The following is a 16,795-nucleotide window of genomic DNA, read 5'->3' on the forward strand; positions in this document are numbered from 1 at the left end:
TGCCGGGCACCTCCGCACCACCGGCGCGGACGTGCACTCCCACTTCCAGGGCCTGTCCGCCTTCTACAAGGCGCCGGAGGCGGAAAAGCTCTTCGCCACCACCAAGCCCGTCAAGGACCGGGCGGATGAGTTCGCCGACGGCCTGGAGACGGTCGCCTCGGCCCTGTCGGCGTACGCGGATGAGATCCGCCCGCTGGTGCCGAAGCTGGCGGCGCTGAAGACCAAGGCGCAGAACTTCATCCGGGACCACAAGGACGATGAGGACGGCGACTACGACGAGGATCTGATCCACGAGCACAATCAGATCCGCGACGACATCACCGCCACCGTCGCCGCGTTCTGGGCGGCCGAACGCACCTGCCACAACAAGATCACCGCTCTGTGGCACGGCACCCAGATGGTGGCCGGGGACGGTTCGGACAAGCAGAACCAGTACGGCTTCAACGCCGCGGACATGAAGAACGCCAAGCTGCCCTGGGGCGATCCGGTGGAGGAGAAGCACCACTGGTACGAGGTGGGCCACTGGGTGAAGTCCTTCGTGTGGGACGGTCTGATCGTCGACGGCATCTGGGGCACCATCAAGGGCCTGGGCACCCTCGTCGGCTTCGGCGGCTGGGACGCCATGGGCCAGGCCTGGAAGGGCCTCGCCCAACTGGCGACGGGTCTTGCGATCTCCTCCATTCCGGGTGTGGGCACCGCCTTCTGGGCCCTCCCCGACGACAAGATGCCGAGCTGGCTCCGCGACTCGCGCACCGCGATGAAGGAGACCGGCAAGGCGCTGGTGGCCTGGGACGAGTGGGGCAAGAACCCCGGCCGCGCGGCCGGCGCGGTCACCTTCAACGTCCTGACCACGGTCTTCACCGGCGGCGCGGGCGGTGCTGCGGCCGGTGCGGGCAAGGCCGGCGCGGTGGCCAAGGCCCTCTCGGTCGCCGGCAAGGCCGGCAAGGTCATCGACCCGATGACGTATGTCGCCAAGGGCGCCGGCGCGGGTCTCTCCAAGGTCGGCGACATCGCCAAGAGCATCAAGGGCATCGGCAAGATCGACGTTCCGGCGCTGCCCGCCGACGCGATCAAGCTTCCCGAGGGTGCGTTGAAGCTGCCCGACGGCACCGTGCACCTTCCCGAGGGCGCGGCGGTCCCGGAGGGGGCGACCAGGCTGCCCGACGGCAACGTCAAGCTGCCCGACGACGTCCCGGCGCTGCCCGAGAACGCCACCAAGCTGCCCACCGGCACGGGCGAGCCGGCCCGGTACTTCGACGGCGACGGCAACCTGCTGGACGAGCACGGCAACGTCCTGGACAGCATCGACAACGCACCCAAGGAGGGCTCCCCGCACGCCGGGCCGCCCGCGGGCTCGGATCTGCCGCGGGTGGACGCCGACAGCCCGGCCAAGGTCCCGGCGATGGCCGGCGCCGGCGCGCACGCCGCCGACGACGCCGCCCACATCCGCCTGGGCGGCAGCTTCGACACCCAGCTCGGCGACGCCGGACGCCTCGGCGACGACGCCACCACCCCGGCGGGCCACGTCGGCGACACCCCGGGCGGCCACGCCCCCGGCCACCTCGGCGACACCCCGGGCAACGGCCTCCCCGGCCGGATCGGTGACACGCCCGGCGGCACGGCCGACCACCTCCCCGGCGGCACCGCGCACGACCTGGGCCACGGCCCGTCGGCCGGCCATGAACCGCCCACCGGCGGCGGCCACCCGGGCGGTCACGGCGACGGGCCCGGCGGCCACAACGACGGCCCCGGCGGCCACAACGATGGCCCCGGCACGGGCGGCGGCCACGAGGGTCCGGCCTCCGGCGGTCACGGCGAGGGTCCGGGCGCGGGCGGCCACGAGGGCGCTCCCGGTGGTCACGAGGGCTCCGGCGGGGGGAACGGACCCGGCGACGGACCGGGCGGCAGCCATGATCCGTCCGGCGACGGCGACCGGTTCAGCGAGGGCGACCGTACTGCCACCGGGCCGACCGGGCCGATGAGCCCCGACCAGGAGGCGGCGGTCACGGCGGGGCTCGACCGTGCGAAAATGGCTCCGCAGGATCAGCAGCGGCTCCTCACGCAGTTGCGCAAGGGCGACTACGGGGCGCAGGTCGCCGAGTACATCGCCCGAGGAGACTTCGACGGTATGCCCGGCTATGGCGAACTGCTCAGCCAGTGCAAGCAGAAGGGCATGCTGCCCGCTGTCCACCAGGCCATGGAATTCGCCGCCGACCTCAAATCCCGTGGAGTGGACGACCTGGCCTTCGAGTACAAGAACAAGGGGCAGGGCCTGGACCTCGACGTCCTGGTCAAGTCCGGGGACGACATCAAGTACGGGTGCCAGCTCAAGGACGTCGGGCAGGAACACAGCATCGGTTCCGCGGCTCGCAAGATCGCGGACAAGCAGTTGGCCGGTCAGATTTCGGGCCCCAAGGTCGCCATTCTCGACGTCCACGACACGCGGGCCGCTCTCACGGAAGCCACCATCAAGGACGTGGAGCATTACGCGAAGAAGACCGGAGCGACGTTCGAGCTCCGCTTCAAGGACGGCTCCGTCACCATTCCGGCCAACGGCCAAGTCTATCCGTAAGGAAAATGCATGTCCCTCTTGATGCGCGCACCCGAGGAATGCGCCTCGTGGGAATGGGAGCTGGACGGCTTCGCGCCGCCCGGTCTGGAGTCCGCGCTGGACACGGCGTCGCGCATGGCGGAGCTGCTGCGGAGGCACGGCCTGCTGGAGCCGAGCCGGGTGGAATGGCGATGGTTCGTCTACGGAGTCGGCGGTATCGGCGTGACGACGGGGCTTTCCGTCATGGGGCGGCTCGACCCCGCCGACCTCGCGCAGCGAATCCAGCAGAGCCGGCCCGCCGGTTATCCGGAGGCCCAGGCCGGAGTCCTCACCGTCTCCGGGACGGGGACGTGGTTCGACGCCGACGGGGAGGAGCGGCGCGAGCAGGATCTCGTCGTGCTGAGCGTCGATCCCGATGAACGCCATCTCGCGGCCGACGTCGCGGTCTTCCATGACATCTGGGGCCATTTCGACTTCAAGGGTTTCCCGCATCCGGAAATCCACAAGCGCAATGCGCCGCGCCTCGCGGCAGCGCTTCAGGAACTCGAAACGCTGCTCGGTACGGCGGCGGAGCCGGGCGACGCCACGTATTTCGGCCGCGCCGAGGGGTACGGCATCGAAATGCCCGACGTCATCGACGGCCGCGGTCCCGACCTCACCGACCGCCTTTAAGGGCAGCGACGGGCAGACGGTTCCTGTTGCGCATCGACATCGATGACCCCGAGGTCGAGGCGGGCTATTTGCTCCTTTACCGGGGTGAGTCGTTCACCGGTGAGGTCGAGGAGCGGATGGGCGGGGCCGTCGTCAGCCGGGACTCCTACGTGGACGGCGTGCCGCACGGGCTCTGCCGCGAGTGGTACCGGGACGGCACGCTCCGTTCCGAGGGCACGGCCCGCATGGGCTTCCCCGTCGGGGTGGCGAGGACCCTGGCACCCCGACGGCACGCTCGCCTCTGAGCACGTGTCCTCCGAAGACGGGCTGACCGTACTGGAAGAGCGCCGGTGGGACGAGCGGGGGCGGCTCACGCGGGCCTGGCGCGCGGCCCGGCCGACTGGAGAAAGCCGGTCCGCCGGGGAACCCGGGGAGCCGTCAGCGGGCGGTACCGGGGCCTAGCTGCCCGCCGCCGGGAGGGACTTCGGGCCGGGCTCACGGACCAGTGCGTACAGGGCCGCGCTCGCGAGCATCAGGGCGCCGTCGAGGTAGATCGCCGGGACCCAGGTGCGGTAGGCGTCGAAGAGGGCGCCGCCGAGGGCCGGGCTGACGACCGCACCGATCTCGCTGACGAGGTTGAAGAGCCCGAACGCCGAGCCACGTTCGGCCGGGTCGACCACGTCGTTCAGCAGCGCGTGCACCATCGGCTGGAGCGCGTTGAAGACCAGGCTGGTGACGAAGAGCAGGACCGACATCAGGACCAGTGACGGCTTGCCGACCGCGTGCAGGTAGCCACCGAACACCACGACCAGCAGGCCCTGGACGAGCACGAAGGCCACCACCATGGGGCGGCGGCCCCAGCCGCGCCGCTTCGCGAGGTCGGAGAGCAGCCCGCCGGCCGGGAAGCCCAGGATGCCGGCGCCCGCGTTGAACGTCGCCACCAGCGCCGCCTTGGCGAAGGAACTGGTCGCCGCGTCGGCGACGATCGACACCGACCAGAAGCTGAAGAACCACAGGTTCCACATCACCGCGATGAACGCGCAGCACAGCAGCAGCACGTTGCGGTTGCGGGCGACCGCCCCCATCCGCGTACCGCGCCGCGCGAAGACCGCGCCGATGAGGACGAACGCGAGCACGCACTCGGCGACCGCCACGCCCCACGCGGGCATCCCGAGCCCGTCGGCGATCAGGTAGACGGCCAGCACGGCGGCGCACAGCACCACCGAGATGCCGAGCAGCCGCAGGGCCGGCGCGCCGGCCTTCAGCGGGCCGCCGAGCCGCCGCAGGTAGCCGGTCATGGCCAGCCCGAAGACCAGCGTCGCGGCGCCCAGCACAAGGAACGGCATCCGCCACGCGCCCGCCGTCCCGAAGGCGCCGGCGCCCCGGTCGATCAGGTACGGGGCGCCGAGCGTGGCCACCGTCAGGCCGAGCGCCAGCCCGGTGATGGCCACGCCCATGCCGAGGCCCGCCTTCTCCGGCGGCGAGTACCGGGCGATCAGCGTCCGGTCGTTGGAGTAGAAGACGCCCTCGCCGAGCCCGGTGAGCACCCGCAGGACGACGAAGGCGAGCAGCCCGCCGACGAACCCGCTGGCCAGGGTGGTGACGCCCGCCCAGAGCAGGGAGATCACGATCATCGACCGGTGGCCGAAGCGGTCGCCCAGGTAGCCGCCGGGGAACTGGGTGAGCATGTACCCGGCGAAGAAGAGGCTGCCGATGAGGCCGCCGAGGGCGTGCGGATGGGCGGCGGAGCCGAGCATTCCGTGGTCGTTCTCGATGAGCCAGGTGACGACGGGCCCGGTGATCGACCGGTCGGCGTACGAGAAGAGCCAGCCGCCGAGCAGCATGAGCCACAGGGTGTGGTGCGGCTGCCACCGGCCGCGCCCGCCCGGTGGTGCGGCGGCGGACCGGGCGGCCGGGGCCGGGGAGGAGCGCGTCATCGGTGATCCCTTCTCGGCCTGTACGGCAGGGGCATGACAGCTTGCACCGTGAACGGCCCCGCCGCCAGAGGCCGGACCGAACGGGGCCCCGCGACCGCCGGTGAGGTGCCGTCGGGGAGCCGTCCGGGCTCTGAGAGAGTGGGGGCATGAGCACTGCGCATACCGGTACGGGCCAGGCGCCCGGTCGTACGGGCCACGCGCCCGGTCACGTCGTCGTGATCGGCGGCGGCATCTCGGGTCTCGCCGCCGCGCACCGCGCACTCGACGGCGGCGCGCGGGTGACCGTACTGGAGTCGTCCGGGCGGCTCGGCGGCAAGCTGCTGGCCGGCGCGGTGGCAGGCGTACCGGTCGACTTCGGCGCCGAGTCCATGCTGGCCAGGCGGCCGGAGGCGGTCGAGCTCGCGCGCGCCGTCGGCCTCGGCGACCGGCTGCAGCCGCCGACCACGGCGACCGCTTCCCTCTGGACCCGCGGCGCCCTCCGCCCGATGCCCAAGGGGCACGTCATGGGCGTTCCCGGGGACGCGGCGCCGCTCGCCGCCTCAGGCGTGCTCTCCGAGGCCGGCCTCGCGCGCATCGAGGAGGACGCCGCGCTGCCCCGTACGGAGGTCGGCGAGGACGTCGCGGTCGGGCAGTACGTGGCCGAGCGGCTGGGCCGCGAGGTCGTCGACCGGCTCGTCGAACCGCTGCTGGGCGGCGTGTACGCGGGCGACGCGTACCGCATCTCCATGAAGGCCGCCGTTCCGCAGCTCTTCGAGGCCGCGCGGAACCACCGCTCCCTCACGGAGGGCGTACGGGCCATCCAGGCGCGCACGGCCGCCACCGTGCACCAGACCGGGCCCGCCGCCTCGGGGCCGGTCTTCATGGGCATCGACGGGGGCATCGGGACGCTGCCGGGCGCGGTCGCCGACGCGGTACGCGCCAAGGGCGGCGAGATCCTGCTGCACACGGCCGCGGAGGAACTGCGGCGGACCGGCGAGGGCTGGGAGGTCCGCACCGGGGACCGGGCCCTGGCGGCCGACGCGGTCGTCCTCGCCTGCCCCGCGCCCGCCGCTGCCCGGCTCCTCCGCCCGGAGAGCCCCGCGGCCGCGACGGAGCTGGACGCCGTCGAGTACGCCTCCATGGCCCTGGTCACCATGGCCTTCCGCCGCGCCGACGTCGCCGACCGGCTCACCGGCAGCGGCTTCCTCGTGCCGCCGGTCGACGGCCACCGGATCAAGGCGGCCACGTTCGCGAGCAACAAGTGGGGCTGGATCGGCGCCGCCGACCCGGACCTCTTCGTGCTGCGCACCTCCCTCGGCCGCTACGGGGACACCGCCGACCTGGCCCGCGAGGACGCCGAGCTGGTGGAGCTGTCGCTGGCCGACCTGCGCGAGGCGGTCGGGCTGCCCGCAGCGCCCGTGGCCGCGCACGTCACCCGGTGGGACGGCGGCCTGCCGCAGTACCCCGTCTGCCACCTGGCCCGCGTGGTGCGCGTCCAGGAGGCCGTGGACCGGCTCCCCGGCCTCCGGGTGTGCGGCGCGCTCTACGAGGGCGTGGGCATCCCGGCCTGCGTCGCGAGCGCCCGGAAGGCCGCCGACGCCGTACTGGCCACCCTGACGCCGGACATTCCGGCGAGCGAGTGAGAATGGACGACATGACTGACGCCACGCCCGGGCCCGCGCCCGAGAAGACCCCGAACGCCGGCAAGAAGGCGAAGGACCTCAACGAGGTCATCCGCTACACCCTCTGGTCGGTCTTCAAGCTCCGTGCCGCCCTCCCGGAGGACCGCAGCGGCTACGCCGAGGAGGTCGACGAGCTGTTCGAGCAGCTCGCCGCCAAGGACGTCGTGGTCCGCGGCACGTACGACGTGTCCGGCCTGCGCGCCGACGCCGACGTCATGATCTGGTGGCACTCGGAGAGCTCGGACGCGCTGCAGGAGGCGTACAACCTCTTCCGCCGCACGAAGCTCGGCCGCGCCCTGGAGCCGGTCTGGTCGAACATGGCGCTGCACCGCCCCGCCGAGTTCAACAAGTCGCACATCCCGGCCTTCCTCGCCGATGAGCAGCCGCGCAACTACGTCAGCGTGTACCCCTTCGTACGCTCGTACGACTGGTACCTGCTCCCCGACGAGGACCGCCGCCGGATGCTCGCGGACCACGGCAAGATGGCCCGCGGCTTCCCGGACGTGCGCGCCAACACCGTGCCGTCCTTCTCGCTCGGCGACTACGAGTGGATCCTCGCCTTCGAGGCCGACGAGCTGTACCGCATCGTCGACCTCATGCGCCACCTGCGCGGCTCCGAGGCGCGGCTGCACGTCCGCGAGGAGGTCCCGTTCTACACCGGCCGCCGCAAGCCGGTCACGGAGCTGGTGGCCGGCCTGGCCTGACCGGCCGCACGGCCTTCAGGGACGGCTCGGGGCTCACTTCTCACCGGGCTCGGGCTCCGCGTGCGGCTTGCAGACCGCGTCGCGCGCCGGGACCCGCCCGGTGAGCAGGTAGTCCTCGGTGTACTTGTTCACGCAGTCGTTCTCGCTGAACGCGATGCCGTGCGTGCCCGCGTCCCGCTCGGTGACCAGCCGGGACCCCGCCAGCCTGCGGTGCAGCTCCAGCGCGCCCGAGTACGGCGTGGCGCCGTCCCGCTCCGCCGCCAGCAGCAGGACCGGAGGCAGCACGCCGGGGGCCGTACGGACGTCCAGCGGGCGCCCGCCGGCCTCGGTGGCCGACCGCGGCCAGAAGGCGCACGGCAGGTTCATCCACGCGTTGTCCCACGTCTCGAACGGCGCGACCTGCGCCACCAGGGTGTTGTCGCGGTCCCAGGTGGGCCAGTCGCGCGGCCAGGCCGCGTCGTTGCACTCCACGGCCGTGTAGACCGCGTCGCCGTTCTCGTCCGACACCGCGTCCGCCGGGTCCGGCGCCGCCTGCGCGATCAGCGGCTTCGGGTCGCCCTTGAGGTACTTCGACAGCGCGGCCGCCCGGATCGGCCAGTAGTGGTCGCTGTAGCCCGCCGTCAGGAACGCCGACTGGAGCTGCGCAGGGCCGACCTTGCCGCCCGCCGGCTTGCGGCGCAGCTGCGCGGCCGCCCGGTAGTACGACCGGCCGACCGCTTCCGCCGTCGTGCCGAGGCGGTAGGTCTTGTGATGCTTGGCGACCCAGGTGCGCCAGTCCTTCCAGCGGCCCTCGAAGGCGATGTTCTGCTCGAGGTTGCTGCGGTACCAGATCTTGTCCGGGTCCGGGTTCACCACGCTGTCGAAGACCATGCGGCGCACGTGCCCCGGGAAGAGCGTCGCGTACACGGCCCCCAGGTACGTGCCGTACGACGCGCCCATGAAGGTCAGCTTCTTCTCGCCCAGCGCGGCCCGCAGCATCTCCAGGTCACGCGCGTTGTTCAGCGTGTTGTAGTACTTCAGCGCCGTACCGGCACGGCGCGCGCAGCCCTCCGCGTACGCACGCGCCTCCTTGATCTTCCGCTGCTTGAAGCGCTCCGAGGGGTGCACCGGGCTGTCCGAGGGCGCCTCGGAGGCATGCTTCGGGTCCTTGCACGAGAGGGGCGCCGACCGGCCCACCCCGCGCGGCGCGTAGCCCACGAAGTCGTACGCCCTGGCCGTGCGGCGCCACTCGGGCAGCTCGGCGTACATGGGGAAGGGCATCGCGGAGCCACCGGGGCCGCCGGGGTTGTACAGGAGCGCACCCTGCCGCTCCTTCGGGGGGCCACTGGCGCGCCGCCTGCTGACGGTGAGGTCGATCTTCTTGCCCTCGGGGTGCGCGTAGTCCAGCGGCACGCGGACCGTGCCGCACTGCACGCCGGACGGCAGGTGCTCCACGGCGGGGCAGCGGCCCCAGGCGATCTTCGGGGCAGGTGCGGGTGCGTGGGCGGCGGCCGGAGCGGTCGAGGGGAGCCCGGCCGCCGGGGCGGCTGCCAGGGTGCCCAGGACCAGTGACCCGATGGTGCCGAACAGCGCTACTGCCTTCACAAGCCTTCCCTTCGTGGGTCACCGTGCCGACGTGCCGCCTCCGGATGGCGTCACGGGGTGTGACAAAAGGGATACTTGAGCGGCGATTTGACGATGTAAAGCACCGGGCGCCGGTGTCGGAAGGGATGCCCCGGAAGAGTCCGCACGGGAGCGCGTGGGGGATGCCGCGGGGCGCCGCGCGCCCGCGCGGGCGCCGTGCGCCGCGTACGGAGGGCGGGCGGGACGGGACGGGCCGGGGCCCTCGGCACGGGACTCCAGGGTTTCGGCTTCCGGCTTCCGGTTCTGTGCTTAGGCTCCGGGCTTTCGGCTCCCGGCTTTCGCCTCCGAGCTTCGGCTCCGGGCCGAGGGCCGGCGCGGTCAGCCCCTGCCCGCCGCGTGCGGGCCGTTGCCCCCGCGGTTCTCCTGGCCCCCACCGTGGCCGGCGCCGCCGTTCCGGCCTTCCCCGCGGCCTTCGCCGTTGCCGGGCGCCGCACCGTTGCCGCGCGCCTCGCCGTTGCCGGGACCCATGCCGTTGCCATTGCCGGGGCCCTCACCGTTGGCGGGGTCCTGCGGCGCGGGTGTCGAGGCGGCCGGCGGGAGGGAGTACGTCGCGGTGGGTGAGGGCGCGGGTGCGGCGGGGGCGGCAGGGGCCGCGGACGCCGCGGGTGCGGCGGGCGGTGCCGAGGGCGCGGGCGTGGGCGAGGCCGGCGGCGTGGGCGAGGCGGAGGACTGGGTGTCCCGGGCGATGCCGTCGAAGTTCACGAGACCGGTGCGTTCGAGCACGCCGATGTGGTCGAGGACGGTCGCGTTGGCGTCGTCCGCCAGCCCGCGTACCAGCGAGTTGCGGGTGGTCGCGCGGACCTGGGCGACGACCGTGAAGACCCGGCCGTGCGCCAGCCGCAGGATGTTGGCGAACTTCCGGTCGTAGTCGGTACCGCGCGCCGCGGCCAGCTCCGTGAGCCAGCCCTGCTGCTGCGCGTTGGGCTGGTTGGGCAGGTCGACGCCGAGCTGCGCCGCCACCTGCCGCACGTGGCGGTCGAGCGAGGTGTGGCCGGAGACCAGGTGCTCGCCCGCGGTCCGTACGGCCTTGGTGGTGCCGCGTTCCTCGGCCTGCTGCCCGGCCGGCAGCTCCCACAGCCCGGCGAGCCGGACCTTGTTCACGAAGTCGCGGTCGAGCGCGGAGAGCGGGCCGAAGCGGGTGGCCACGGTGCCCGCGTTGATGTCGGTGCCGGCCGCGGACAGCCCGGCGAAGGACAGGATGGGGAAGAGCAGTGCGGCTGCCGTCGCGACGAGAGCGGCGACGACGAGACCGGTTCCGGTGACGGATCGCATGGTGCCTCCTGGTGCGGACCCGCACGCTAGTCCGACCGTCCCCACCCGCACCCCCGCTTCCCCGAACCCCGCTCAACGGGAGCAGCACGTTGGTACGTTGACGTGTTTCCGGAACGCGCGGCGTACGGGGCCGGGCCGGAGGGCGCCGTCGCGTATGAGGGTGCGCGCGAGAGTTGCGTACGGGGGCGGCCGGGACCGCTGCGTACGAGGCGCGTAACGGCGCTGTGTACGGGGGGCGGACCGCTGTGTACGAGGGTGCGCACGAGCGCTGCGTACGGGGCAGCTGGGGCCGCTGCGTACGAGGCGCGTCTCGGTGCGGCGTACGGGGGTGGCCGGGCCGCTGTGTACGAGGGTGCGCGCGAGAGCTGTGTACGGGGGGCCGGACCGCTGCGCACGAGGGCGGCCGGCACCGCTGCGCACCGGGTGCCGGGGATCGCTGCGCATGAGGGGCATGCGGGCTGCTGCGCATGGTGATCGTGCGGGCGCCGCGCTCCGGGGGGAGTCGGGGCGCCGCGCCTTGGAGGAGTCGGGAGCCGGGCCCCGGAGGGGGCGGGGCCCGCTCCTCGGGAGGTGCGGGTGTCGCGTCCCAGGGGGCGTCAGCTGCTGGAGCTGCCGCAGGAGGAGCCGCCGCCGGAGCTGCCCCCGCAGGAGGAGCCGCTACCGCACGACGAGCCCCCGGAACCACCGCACGAGGAGCCGCCGCAACCCGACCCGCCCCCGGAGGAGCCGCACCACAGGCCGCCCGCGTCGCCAGCCCGTGCTCCAGCCGCCGCCCGGCCCGGCCCCGGCCGAGGCCACCGCGGCGGCACCGGCCCCCGACGCCGCCCGCTGCGCCTCCTGCAGGTACTCCCGCAGCACCTGGTCCACCAGCAGCGCCGCGCCCCCGACGGCCACGGCGAGCGCGGCGGGCTGGCCCGCCGGGCCGGCGGCGGCCGCCTTGTTGGCCGTACGGAAGCGCTTCAGGACACGCTTGCCCTCCTTCGTGATGCGACGGCGCACGGCGTTCCGGCAGAGCGTGCCGATGAAGATCCCGGCGAACACGGCGGGCGTCACCTTCAGCACGAACGGCATGTTCTGCGGGTACTGCGGAGCGCCGTCGTCCAGCCCGCCCGTCACCGATTGGAAGATGCCGAGGAAGAAGATGCCCATGCACGCGCCGATCTGCAGCCGGGCCAGCTGCCGCCACGGCCGGCCGGCCTCCGGGCGGCGCAGCAGGCCGCGGTCGGCCAGCCGGTCGCCGATCTGCTGGACGGCCGCGCTGCGCATGATCACGGGGCGCAGCCGGGCCAGCGAGCCGCCCGGCGTCCGCGCGAGCGCCTCCAGCACCGCGGACTCGACCGGGTCGTGCGAGACGGCGGGACGGCGCGCGGTGACCGTCCCGGGGCCGCCGATGACCAGCCGGCCGTCGCTGTGCATCCCGGCGATCGCCGCGTCGGCGACCCGGCCGGGGCCGCCGGCGAGGAAGGCGTTCTCCCAGAGGTCGTGCGAGGGCACGTCGACGAGCACCGTCCGCGGGGACGGCGCGGCGCGGCGGGTGTGGACCGTACCGACGATGAGCACCACCGAGGACGCGGCGACGGCCAGGTACACCAACTGCGCGAAGGACAACGTGATTACCTCCCACTCCGGGGTCTGCCGACATACTCCACCCGCGAGGCGCCTTCCGGCACGTCACGGGCCCTGCTCCGGCCGTCGCCCGCCGGGCCGTCCCCGTCCGGCCGCCCGCCGCCGGGCCGGGGCAGGAAGCCGGCCAGCGTGCGGGCCAGGCGGGCCAGCCGCGCCGCGGGGCGGGCCGGCGGCGGGGTGGGGCCCGCGCGCTCGCGCCACCACTGTGTCAGCTTCCGCCGCGCGGCGGGGTGCGCCGGCAGCCCGAGGGCGAGCAGATGGCCGGCGAAGTCCAGCGCGTCCCGGCGGTAGCCGCCGCGCATCGGCCGGCGGTGCGCGTAGTCCAGGAAGGCGGTGCGGTAGTCCGCTCCGAGTATGCCGGGCAGCTCGGGCGCCACCGCGGCGACCACGTCGGCGCGCTTGGCGGCCAGGGCGCGCCGCTGCACGGCGAGCCGCTCCGTGTCGAACCCCGCCGGATCGGCACCGTCCGACACGAGAGCGGCCAGCAGCTCCTCCTGAGCCGCGGCCAGCCGCAACCGGGCGGCCTCGGTCCCTCCGGGAGTGGCGGGGCCTCCTCCGGGTGTGGCGGGGCCTCCTCCGGGTGTGGCGGGGGCGTGCTGGCCTCCGGAAGCGCCGCCCCGGCCTCCGTGAGCACCCCGGCCGTCGGACGCGTGCCGCTCCTCGGACGTGTGCCGCTCCTCGGGCGCCCCCGGCTCGGCAGCCGGCAGCGGGTCAGGCAGTCGCTCGGGCATGGGGCGCGGCCTCCTCCACGACGTCCCGGATGGCGTCCAGTTCGGCGGCCAGCTCGGCCACCGGCGGGAAGTTCTCGTCCCGTTCGAGGAGCACGCCGGGCGGGCTCACCCGGGCGCACAGCTCGCCCAGGACGTCGAGGACGGGCTGCGTCACGGGGTGCGCATGGCTGTCGTGCCAGACGCCGTCCCGTTCGAACCCGCCGGCCACATGGACGTACGCGATCGCCTCCACCGGCAGCGCGTCCAGCGCCGCCGCCGGGTCCTCGCCCCGGTTGACCCGGTTGGTGTGCAGGTTCGCCACGTCGATGAGGAGCCGCACACCGGTCCGCTCCACGAGCTCGGCGAGGAACTGACCCTCGGTCAGCTCCTCGCCCGGCCAGTTGATCAGCGCGGCGATGTTCTCCAGGGCAAGCGGTACCGGCAGCGCGTCCTGTGCGATGCGTACGTTTTCGCACAGCACGTCCAGCGCGTCGTACGTACGCGGGACGGGCAGCAGGTGCCCGGCCTCCATGCGCGGCCCCCCGGTCAGCTCACCGCCCGCCCGCACGAAGGCGATGTGCTCGGTGACGAGGGGCGCCCCGAGGGCTTCGGCGCGTTCGGCCAGCGCCGCCAGCCGACCGGCGTCCGGGCGCTCGGCGCCGCCCAGCCCGAGGGAGACGCCGTGCGGCACGACGGTGGTGCCGCGGGCGCACAGCGCTTCCAGAGCGGGCGGGAGATGGCCGGGGCAGATGTTCTCCGCGACCACCTCGACCCAGTCGATGCCGGGCAGCTCCGCGATCCCGTCGGCGATCTCGGGCCGCCACCCGATGCCGGTGCCCAGCCGGTACCGGGGCTCCGGACCGGCCCGCCGCTCCCGGTGGTCCGCACGCCCGGTACGCCCTGGCTGCTCCATCGTTCCCCCTCGCTCCGACTGTGGTGTTTCCGTACTCATCACCCCTCCGAAGAGGACGAACCGTCGACCGGCCGGGTTCAGAGCCGGATCTGAGCTTTTCCCCGCCTTTGCGCGGCGTACGAATGCGCACGGTGAGCCCGGCACGGACGTACGCCGCGAACTCGGCGCGGTTCTGCGCCGCGAACCGGCACCGTCGTGTGCGCGGCGCGCCCGGCACGGTCGTACGCCGTGAGCCCGGAACCCTGGTGCGGCGCGCACGACGCCGTACGGTGGCGGGCCGCTTGGCCGCTTGGCCGCCTGGCCGCCTGGCTCCTTGGCCGCCTGGCCTTCCGACCGCCCGCCGTCCGCGCCGTCCGCTCGCCCGACCCGCCCACCCGTCGGGCGGCCGTGCCGTGCCGTCAGCGGGCCGTCTCCGCGGCCACCGCCGCGCCGAGCCCGAAGAGGACCGTGCCGGTGAGCTGTTCGAGGCGGCGGTGGACGCGCGGGCGCCGGAAGACGGCCCGCGCACGGTGCACGGCGAGGGCCACCGCGCCCAGCCAGAGCATGCCCAGTACGGCGTGGACGGCGACCAGCATCAGCGTGGTGGCCACGACCGGCGCGCCGTGCGGGATGAACTGCGGCAGCAGCGACATGTACACCACGCCGACCTTGGGGTTCAGCACGTTCGTCAGCAGGCCGGTGCGGAAGGCACGCCACGGCGTCCGCGGCCCGTCCGCCGTCACCCCGCCCTCGAGGGCCTCCGGACCGTCCCGAAGGGCCTCCGCGGGGGTCTCCGAGGCGGCGGCCCCGGCGGGCGTCCGGGCGGCACGCCGCGCGCTGCGCAGGGCCTGGAAACCGAGCCACATCAGGTACGCGGCGCCCGCGATCCGCAGCGCGTCGTACGCCACCCGGGATGCCGACAGCATCGCCGTCAGTCCGGCCGCGCCCGCCAGCCCCCACACGAAGCACCCGGTGGCGATGCCGAGCGCGGAACACAGGGCGGCGCGCCGCCCCGCCCCGAGTGCCGTGCGCAGCACGACGGCGAAGTCCGGACCGGGGGAGACGGTCAGCAGCGCGGCGACGACCGTGAAGCCGAGGAGTGAGGTGTACACGTAAGAAACCGTACGTGCCCCGCCGTGCCCCGCCGCCCGCGGGGCACTCGGGGGCCGCCGGCCGCGCCGCATACAGGGCCTGGCGACCGCGCCCACTCGGGTGCCGACGGCCGCCCGGCACCCGGGTCCGCCGACCGCCCGGTACCCAGGGCCTGACGACCGCAGAGCCTCAGGGCCTGACGGCCGCAGAGCACCCAGGGACCAACGGCCGCGCGGCCCTCGGGGCCTGAGAGCCGCAGGACACTCAGGGCCTGACGGCCGCAGCGCACTCGGGACCGCCCGCCGCAGCGCACTCGGAGCCACCCGCCGCAGCGCATTCAGGGCCCGCCGATCGCAGCGCACTCGGGACCTGCCCGCCGCAGCGCACTCGTGAGCCATCCGCCGCAGCGCATTCGGGGCCCGCTGATCGCAGCGCATACGGACCCCGCCCGCCGCAGCGCACTCGGGACCCGCGAGGACCGACCCCCTCAGCGCCGGGTGAACTCCGGCTGCGTCACCGTGTCGACCCGCGTCGCGCGCCCGAGGAGGGCCACCTCGCGGAACTGCCACAGCAGTGCACCGGTCGGCGCGTGGATCACCATCCCCGCGCGCAGCGGCATCTGGAGCAGCGGGCCGCCGTCCGGTGCCGTCGCCCACCGCGGCAGGTCCGGCTTCATCAGCCGCCGCAGCGGTACGTGGTGCAGCGACTGCACCTCCTTCGGGTCCGGGCGCGGCAGCACCGGGCCCCGCGGGACGACGACGAGCGGTGTGATCACGAAGCCGGAGTCGGTACGGAAGTCGTCCAGCAGCCCGGCGACCTCCTCCGGGCCGGCCTCGACGCCGGTCTCCTCGGCCAGCTCCCGCAGCGCCGCCTCCTCCGCCGACTCCGCCTCGTCCAGGCGGCCGCCCGGGAGCGCCCACTGCCCGGCGTTCCGGCCGCGCGGCGCCCGCTTGATCACCAGGACGTGCGGCTCGTCCCGGAACGGCACCACGGTGAGGCACACGGCGGCGCTGCGCACGCCTTCCGGTACGGGGACCGCGCGTCGCTCGAACGCCGCCAGATTGGCGCGCAGCGCGGCTTCGAGCCGGGACGGGTCCGCGAAGTCCGCTTCCTTCAACGTCGACATCGGCATCATCACGATGTACCACGCCCGGACGCCCGTTCCCACCCCTTCGTGGCCGTTCGCCGGCCTCCGTTCGGCGTAGCTTCACTCGCTCTTGCCCCGCCCCGCGCGGGGCTGGTCCCATGGGGGAGGGGCGGGGCCCGCGCCACGGCGTCCGCCCGCCGGAGAAGAGTCCCGCAAGGGGTGATGTCCGTGAAGCCGACACCGGACGACCCCGACCGGCTCTTCCTCCCGCCGGACGACGACCTCGCGCCGAACCGCCCGGGTGAGACGCTGCGTACCTTCCTCGCCGAACACCCGCTGGACGGCTTCGCCCTCTTCGGGGCCAGACTCCTCGGCCGCCGTCCGGTGCAGGACGACTGGCGGCGCCGGCTCGCGGCGGAGTGCGAAGTGGGCGCGGAGCTGGAACGGCTGGGCCGCGGTGGCTGGTACGTACTGCACTCCGTGCCGTTGCCGCCGGGCAGCGAGATCAGCCACCTCCTGATCGGCCCGGGCGGTGTCTTCTGCCTCGCCACGGAGGCCGTGCGCGCCGCGCGGGTACGGGCGGACGACAGCGATGTGCGCCCGGGCCCGGGCCGGCGCCCGCTGCCGTACGTACGCCGGGCGCGTCAGCGTGCCGTGCGCGCCACGTACGCGCTGACCCGCGCCTGCGGTTTCCCGGTGCCCGCCCGCCCCGTCCTCGTCCTCGTCGGGCCCCGCCACGTGGAACGGCTGCCGGAACCGGCGGAGGCGTACCCCCGCGGCGAGCCGGAGGTCCGGCTCGTGGCCGGCGCCCACGCGGTCACGGCCCTCGGCGCGCTCGGCGGCGTACTGGCCCCCGCGGCCGCCGACCGCATCCACACCGTCGCCCGCAACCGCTGGACCTGGAACGACCTCTGACCCCGTCGGCAAACGACCACTGGCACCCGCCGGCACCGGACCGCCGACCCAGCGTGGCCCCGGCCGCTCGGGAG

11 protein-coding genes and 2 pseudogenes are annotated in these 16,795 nt (G+C 74.2%); 6 read left to right on the plus strand and 7 right to left on the minus strand.

Annotation, left to right across the window (positions count from 1 at the left end; all coding sequences use genetic code 11):
• From C3486_RS38140 to C3486_RS22105, 3 genes are all read left to right on the plus strand, one after another.
• A partial coding sequence (locus C3486_RS38140; protein WP_258052928.1) for a hypothetical protein occupies nucleotides 1-2,572 on the plus strand: 2,572 nt, incomplete at its 5' end.
• Between the two features lie 9 nt (nucleotides 2,573-2,581).
• The gene (locus tag C3486_RS22100) at nucleotides 2,582-3,223 is read left to right on the plus strand and encodes a hypothetical protein (RefSeq protein WP_258052929.1); all 642 of its coding nucleotides are present in this window, start codon (nucleotides 2,582-2,584) and stop codon (nucleotides 3,221-3,223) included.
• Nucleotides 3,224-3,249: 26 nt separating this feature from the next.
• The gene (locus C3486_RS22105; RefSeq protein ID WP_258052930.1) at nucleotides 3,250-3,507 is read left to right on the plus strand and encodes a hypothetical protein; all 258 of its coding nucleotides are present in this window, start codon (nucleotides 3,250-3,252) and stop codon (nucleotides 3,505-3,507) included.
• A gap of 153 nt (nucleotides 3,508-3,660) precedes the next feature.
• Here C3486_RS22105 and C3486_RS22110 read toward each other — a convergent pair whose 3' ends face one another.
• Nucleotides 3,661-5,139, minus strand: coding sequence for an MFS transporter (locus tag C3486_RS22110; protein ID WP_103834489.1), 1,479 nt, complete (start codon nucleotides 5,137-5,139; stop codon nucleotides 3,661-3,663).
• A gap of 146 nt (nucleotides 5,140-5,285) precedes the next feature.
• Here C3486_RS22110 and hemG point away from each other — a divergent pair, with 146 nt between their 5' ends.
• A complete protein-coding gene (hemG, locus tag C3486_RS22115) occupies nucleotides 5,286-6,761 on the plus strand; it encodes a protoporphyrinogen oxidase (RefSeq protein ID WP_103834490.1) in 1,476 nt (491 codons plus the stop codon).
• 2 nt (nucleotides 6,762-6,763) lie between these two features.
• The gene (gene hemQ, locus C3486_RS22120) at nucleotides 6,764-7,504 is read left to right on the plus strand and encodes a hydrogen peroxide-dependent heme synthase (protein ID WP_181138645.1); all 741 of its coding nucleotides are present in this window, start codon (nucleotides 6,764-6,766) and stop codon (nucleotides 7,502-7,504) included.
• Nucleotides 7,505-7,537: 33 nt separating this feature from the next.
• Here hemQ and C3486_RS22125 read toward each other — a convergent pair whose 3' ends face one another.
• The 6 genes and pseudogenes from C3486_RS22125 to C3486_RS22155 form a co-directional block, all read right to left on the minus strand.
• Nucleotides 7,538-9,088, minus strand: coding sequence for an alpha/beta hydrolase (locus C3486_RS22125; RefSeq protein ID WP_181138646.1), 1,551 nt, complete (start codon nucleotides 9,086-9,088; stop codon nucleotides 7,538-7,540).
• Nucleotides 9,089-9,637: 549 nt separating this feature from the next.
• Nucleotides 9,638-10,399 (minus strand): annotated as a pseudogene (locus tag C3486_RS22130) (DUF4142 domain-containing protein); the annotation flags it as partial.
• Between the two features lie 657 nt (nucleotides 10,400-11,056).
• On the minus strand, nucleotides 11,057-12,007 hold the full coding sequence (locus C3486_RS22135; protein WP_258052931.1) for a TIGR04222 domain-containing membrane protein: 951 nt from the start codon (nucleotides 12,005-12,007) through the stop codon (nucleotides 11,057-11,059).
• A 149-nt stretch (nucleotides 12,008-12,156) separates the two neighbouring features.
• Nucleotides 12,157-13,576, minus strand: a pseudogene (locus tag C3486_RS38145) (DUF692 domain-containing protein); the annotation flags it as partial.
• A gap of 470 nt (nucleotides 13,577-14,046) precedes the next feature.
• Nucleotides 14,047-14,739: a LysE family translocator gene (locus tag C3486_RS22150; RefSeq protein ID WP_181138648.1), complete on the minus strand. Its 693-nt coding sequence runs from the start codon at nucleotides 14,737-14,739 to the stop codon at nucleotides 14,047-14,049.
• 467 nt (nucleotides 14,740-15,206) lie between these two features.
• On the minus strand, nucleotides 15,207-15,845 hold the full coding sequence (locus tag C3486_RS22155) for a CoA pyrophosphatase (RefSeq protein WP_103834519.1): 639 nt from the start codon (nucleotides 15,843-15,845) through the stop codon (nucleotides 15,207-15,209).
• Nucleotides 15,846-16,034: 189 nt separating this feature from the next.
• Here C3486_RS22155 and C3486_RS22160 point away from each other — a divergent pair, with 189 nt between their 5' ends.
• Nucleotides 16,035-16,721 (plus strand): nuclease-related domain-containing protein, encoded by a 687-nt coding sequence (locus C3486_RS22160; protein ID WP_181138649.1) that lies wholly within the window; start codon nucleotides 16,035-16,037, stop codon nucleotides 16,719-16,721.
• The last annotated feature ends 74 nt before the right edge of the window (nucleotides 16,722-16,795 follow it).

Origin of the sequence: Streptomyces sp. Ru73, from assembly GCF_002920575.1 — a bacterium.
GTDB lineage: Bacteria > Actinomycetota > Actinomycetes > Streptomycetales > Streptomycetaceae > Streptomyces.